Here is a 6353-nt window from a genome sequence, read left to right on the forward strand (position 1 = left end):
TTTTTCTCGACAAAAATGTCATGATTATGCATTGGAATTTTTTAATTCAAAAAAAATGGCAGAATCATACCTCGAAAAATACAATGTAATATTAAACGGAGGACAGTTAAATGAAAAACCACCAAAATTGATTCAATTGCAACAAACCAAATTTCTAGATTGGCAATAAGTTTGTAACAAAATTAGTTTCCAATCGTCATACTTAAAATCTAAACCAAAAATATCTTGGAAACTATACTCACCATTACCAATCTTAACAAAGTATACAATAAATATGTTCATGCAGTAAAAAATTTATCTTTAGATATTCAAAAAGGCAATGTTTACGGAATTCTGGGTCCAAATGGTTCAGGAAAATCAACAACTTTAGGCATAGTTTTAAATGTAGTTAATAAAACATCGGGAGAATATAGTTGGTTTGGTGGAAATGTAAAAACGCACGAAGCCTTAAAAAAAGTAGGTGCTATTATTGAGCGACCAAATTTTTATCCGTACATGACAGCCAAAGAAAATCTTGAACTGGTTTGTAAAATAAAAGACATTAACTACGCAAAAGTACAAGAAAAACTAGAACTGGTTGGTTTGTTGGAACGTAGCGATAGTAAATTCAGTACTTTTTCGTTGGGAATGAAACAACGATTGGCCATTGCCTCTGCCCTATTGAACGATCCAGAAATTTTGATTCTTGACGAGCCAACAAACGGACTCGATCCACAAGGAATTCATCAAATACGTGATATTATAAGATTAATTGCATCGCAAGGAACTACTATTTTGTTGGCTTCCCATTTATTGGATGAAGTCGAAAAAGTATGTACCCACGTTTTGGTTTTGCGCAAAGGCGAAATGTTATATTCGGGTTCTGTTGATGGAATGTCCAGCAACGAAGGTTTTTTTGAATTGAAAAGTGACAACCATCAAAAATTAATTGCGGTTTTGAAAAATCACAATGCCGTTGATAAAGTAGTTGAAGAAGATTCAAAAGTTTTAGTATACCTCAAAGATTCGCTTGAATCCCAAGATTTGAATCGTTATTTATTTGAAAATAACATCAGTTTGCAACATTTGGTGAAACGTAAAAATAGTTTGGAAGAGCAGTTTTTGGAATTAACCAATAATAAATAGTTAGTTGCAATTTCAAACGTCAATGTCAAGTAGCAATTTCAAATTTCTATAATCAATATCAATTAAAAATTCCAAATCAAAAATGAAAAGATTACTCTCTATAGAATTACAAAAAATCTGGAAAAACAAAGCAAGTCGGGTTCTAACCATTACCTATTTTGTTTTGCTTTCTTTTATAGCATTAATTGCTTCAATCAAATTTGATTTGGGAGTTTTTAAATTGGATTTAGCCGAAATGGGAATCTTCAATTTTCCGTTTATTTGGCATTTTAATACTTATATAGCGGCTATTTTAAAGTTTTTTCTAGCCATTGTAATAGTATCTATGATGGCTAACGAATACAGTTATGGCACATTGAAACAGAATTTAATCGATGGAATGAGCAAGCAAGAATTTATATTGTCTAAATTTTTGACCGTTGTTTTATTTGCATTTTGTTCAACCGTTTTTGTTTTTGTAATGAGTTTGATTTTAGGATATAGTTTCTCATCTTATAATGAATTCGATGTTGTTTTTTCAGATTTAGAATATTTAATAGCCTTTTTTGTAAAACTTGTTGGCTTTTTCTCCTTCTGTCTATTTTTAGGAATATTCGTCAAACGATCAGCATTTGCAATTGGATTTTTATTTGTTTGGAATATTGTCGAAGGTATCATTTCTGGCTTATTACATTTTAAAATATTCCCTGATAGCGATATTGCTACCAAAATAACACAATTTTTACCTTTGGAAGCCATGTCAGGTTTAATAGTTGAGCCATTTTCAAGACTTTCGATTGTTAAAAATATCGGAACACAAATTGGCGTAGAAAATATTAAAGATTACAGCGTGCACTTTTCAAACGTGATTATAGTTTTGGTTTGGACTGCGATTTTTATGTTCTTATCTTATAAAATTATAAAAAAACGAGATTTATAGTATATTTGTAGTCTATGAAAACAAGATTACAATTTTATATTTTAAGCATTTTTTTTCTAGCAAATACTTGTTTGCTTTCCCAAAGTATATCGGTTACAGATAATTTTACTGCACAAGATTTAGTTCAAAATAAATTGGTCAACAGTAGTTGTGCCACAGTTTCCAATTTTTCTGTTACTGGTGGAAATTTTGGAGTTCAAGATAGCTATGGTTATTTTACCGATGGTGGAAGTACTTTCCCTTTTCAAAATGGAGTCATTTTAAGTACAGGAAAAGCAGTATCGGCAGTGGGTCCAAATGCATCATTGCTTAGTGAAGGTAGTACTTCATGGACTGGTGATTCAGATTTAGAGCAAGCTTTAAATATATCCAATTCTATAAACGCAACTATTTTAGAATTTGATTTTACACCATTGACCAATAAATTTAGTTTCGATTATATATTTTCATCAGAACAATATTTGTCCAATCCTTCTGCAAACCAATGTAATTTTACTGATGGTTTTGCATTTCTATTGAAACCCGTTTTTGGTGGTAGTACCTATCAAAATATAGCTGTAATTCCGGGAACTACAACACCTGTAAAAGTAAATACCGTTCGTGGCTCTGGAACGATTTGTCCTGCCATAAATGAACAATTTTTCGATGCTTTTAATGGTACAAATCATCCAACAAATTTCAACGGACAAACCAAAGTTTTAAAAGCAGAAGCAACGGTAATTCCCGGAACATTATACCACATAAAATTAGTCATTGCAGACCAAGGGAACAATTTATATGATTCTGCTATTTTCTTAAAAGGCGGTAGTTTCAAAAGCGCAACCGACATTACAACCTCAAAAAATGCACCTTTTTGCTCTGGTGAAAATATTACATTAACGGCAAATCAATCAGGTACAAATTCGTATAAATGGTTTAAAAATGGGATTGAAATTATAGGTGAAACTAATCCTACCTATACTATTACTGACAATACAAATTTGAATGAAATTATTTATACCGTTCAAGTTACACTTGGCTCCACAACTTGTACTTCCGATGGTGAAATAAAAATTAAATTCAATCCATTGCCCCTTTTATCAAACCAAACTTTAATTCAATGCGATGATAATATTGATGGATTTTCAATTTTTAATTTAACAAAATTGGACAATGCCATCAGAAATAATGATCTCACACTTGGAAATGTAAATTACTATGAATCATTGGGCGGAATTGCCATTGCAAATCCATCTACATACCAAAATACTTCTCCAAATTCTCAAACTATTTATGCAAAAGTCTCTAATACTGCGGGTTGCTCGAGTAATGCAATTGTAACTTTACAAATATCAAATAATAGTATTCCACCTCAAAACGATATCGAAATTTGTGATGAAGATGGCACTTTCGATGGTAAAGCAAATTTTATTTTACCAACGCAATTGATTGGAGTTCCAAACACGCTTATTATCGAATATTACCTCAACTTGAACGATGCTGTAAAACAAACAAATCCTTTGACAAGTCCGTACAGAAATGCAATTCCAAATACTCAAACTATTTACGCAAGAGCAATAAACGGCTCAGATTGCTATGGAATTTCACCTATAAATTTGGTGGTAAATACGTTTAATCCTCCTAATTTTCAAGACGAATTAAAAACTTTATGCGATGGCAATTCAATCTATTTATCTGTAGCCAACAATTTCGCTTCATACAATTGGATTGGGAATAATGACTTTGATAATGAAATTGAAGTTACCTCAGCGGGAGAATATATCGTTGAAGTTACCGATGCAAATATATGCAAAGCCAGAAAGAAATTTATTGTAAAATCATCAGCCGCAGCTACAAATATTGATGCTATGACTGAAGATTTTTCAAGCCCAAATAATTCCATAACCATAACTTTTACTGACAATGGTGGCGATTATTTATTTTCTATAGATGGAATAAACTATCAAGAAAATCCTTTGTTTAATAATGTGTTAGCTGGAGAATATACCATTTATGTAAAAGACAAAAATGGATGTTTGCCCATAGCATCAAAAACCATTTATATATTGGATTTTCCGAAATTTTTTACACCAAATGGCGATGGTTTTAATGATACTTGGAGTATTGAAAACAGTCAAACAAAACCAAATACTATCATTTATATTTATGACAGATTTGGAAAGCTACTCAAACAACTCAATTCAAATTCATTGGGTTGGAATGGAACTTTCAATGGAGAAAACCTTCCTTCAGGCGATTATTGGTTTACTTTAACACTTTTTAACAATAAAACTATTAAAAGTCACTTCAGCCTTAAGAGATAATTAATTAAATTTGAAAGCTATTAAAACTTTCAAATGAGATCAAAGCTATTGTTGTTTCTGTTTATTACAAGTATAAATTGTTTTTCTCAATTTAGCAAAACACATTATATTCCGCCTGTATCAAATACGTTAACGTATGAAGCGCTTGAACAATATATCTACATTTCATGCCCAAGTCTGACGCCAATTAATTACAAAATTATCTCCATTGGAGGTTCATTTACTACTGGAACCGTTTCAAGAGACAATCCACAAGAAATTTTTATCGGTTCTGGAAGCAATACGCAACTTTTAATAAATGGAGCTGATGTAAACCGTGTTGTAAACAATAAAGGTTATATTATAGAAGCACAAGATTTAGTCTATGTATCTATTAGATTGACAGCGGCCAACAATAATCATGCTGGTGGTATCGTTTCAAAAGGTTTGGCAGCTTTAGGAAAAGAGTTTCGCATTGGCGCTTTTACAAATACTGGAATTGGAACTACAGACGAAAGGCACTATACTTTTGCATCAATTTTGGCTACTGAAAATAATACTTTGGTATCATTTAGCAATTTACAACCTGGAATTTCTTTAATTAACAATGCCGCCGTTGGAAATAATCCTGCAAGCATTATTCTGGATACTGGCGAAAGCTATGTTATTGCTGTTCAAGGTCCAAACAATGCCAATAAAGACGGTTTAATTGGTGGTTTAATAAAATCCGACAAACCAATAGTTGTTAATTGTGGTTCATTTGGAGGTACAAATGGAAGTGATAATTTAAGTTCAGATTTGGGATTTGACCAAATAGTATCTTCTGAAAGAACTGGTAAAGAGTATATTTTTATTCGTGGAAATGGCACCAACGCTATGGAAAAACCAATCATTATAGCCCATGAAGACAATACCGAAATATTTTTGAATAATAATTCAACTCCATACACCACTTTAAATGCTGGTCAATATATTGCTTTAAATGGTTCTCAATTTTCAACCCAACGCAATTTATATGTAAAAACCTCTAAAAATGTGTTTGCATATCAAGGCATTGGTGGAACCAATTTTGAAAGAAATCAGAATATGCATTTCGTACCACCATTAAGTTGCGAAACACCAAAAATAATTAATAATATTCCGTTAATTAACGAAGTAGGAAGCAACGGAAATTTTATTGGAACTGTTTGTATTGTTACCAAAACTGGAGCAACTTTAAATTTTATAATCAATGGCGTTTCTTACACATCGGCAAATTTGCCAACTTATATTTCTAGAAACGGTCCAAATTCTGTTATAGGAAATGTAGATTACGAAACCTACACTTTTGGTAACTTAACAGGAAATATATCAGTCATTTCCTCCGAATCTGTGTATTTATCCTATTATGGTTCTAGTGGCGCGGCAACTTACGGCGGATTTTATTCAGGATTTACTTTAAAACCTGAATTGGGTTTTAACAAAGCAAACCTTTTAGTTGAAAATTGTATTCCGAATGTAAAACTAGCCATAAGTACTTTAACATCTTTCGATAGTTTTGAGTGGTTTTTTAACGAAGTACTTATTCCTGGTGCCTCGTTAAATGGATACACGCCAACACAACCTGGATTTTATCATGTCAGAGCCAAAATTTCTGCATGTCCAACTGGCATTCCTTTGGAATCTGTTCGAGTTCCTGTAAGTTCTTGCCCAACCAATTTAGACAACGATTTGGCAAATGATAATATCGATATCGATTTTGACAACGATGGAATTACCAATTGTACTGAATCATTCGGGAATCAAATCATAAATACGGCTACAACAAATGGAAGCATTCCAAAAACAACAACCAATTATTCAACTTCTGTAACCAGTTCATTGCCAAGTGCTGCAAATCCGTTTTTAGGAAATACAGATGGTAGTTTTGTAACCGAAGTTCCTATTGGAAAAAATAAAAATGTAGTTTACAATATCGCTTTTTCTTCGCCAACCAACATCAGTTTAGAATATGTTACAACAGCAAATGCTACAGATTTAATCAATTC

3 protein-coding genes and 1 pseudogene are annotated in these 6353 nt (G+C 32.2%); all 4 read left to right on the forward strand.

All coding sequences use genetic code 11. The features are described 5' to 3' along the window. Positions 1-225 precede the first annotated feature (225 nt). On the forward strand, positions 226-1125 hold the full coding sequence (locus RMN92_RS10135) for an ABC transporter ATP-binding protein (protein ID WP_309609333.1): 900 nt from the start codon (positions 226-228) through the stop codon (positions 1123-1125). An 82-nt stretch (positions 1126-1207) separates the two neighbouring features. Beyond that, a complete protein-coding gene (locus RMN92_RS10140) occupies positions 1208-2044 on the forward strand; it encodes an ABC transporter permease (protein WP_309609334.1) in 837 nt (278 codons plus the stop codon). A 14-nt stretch (positions 2045-2058) separates the two neighbouring features. Beyond that, on the forward strand, positions 2059-4347 hold the full coding sequence (locus RMN92_RS10145; protein ID WP_309609335.1) for a choice-of-anchor L domain-containing protein: 2289 nt from the start codon (positions 2059-2061) through the stop codon (positions 4345-4347). Positions 4348-4380: 33 nt separating this feature from the next. Further along, positions 4381-6353: pseudogene (locus RMN92_RS10150) on the forward strand (IgGFc-binding protein); the annotation flags it as partial.

Source organism: Flavobacterium sp. (assembly GCF_031363805.1).
Lineage (GTDB): Bacteria > Bacteroidota > Bacteroidia > Flavobacteriales > Flavobacteriaceae > Flavobacterium.

Excerpts from the sequence above, each read along its gene's own strand:
- RMN92_RS10140 (WP_309609334.1), top strand. The coding sequence starts at position 1,208 with ATGAAAAGATTACTCTCTATAGAATTACAAAAAATCTGGAAAAACAAA.
- RMN92_RS10145 (WP_309609335.1), top strand. The coding sequence starts at position 2,059 with ATGAAAACAAGATTACAATTTTATATTTTAAGCATTTTTTTTCTAGCA.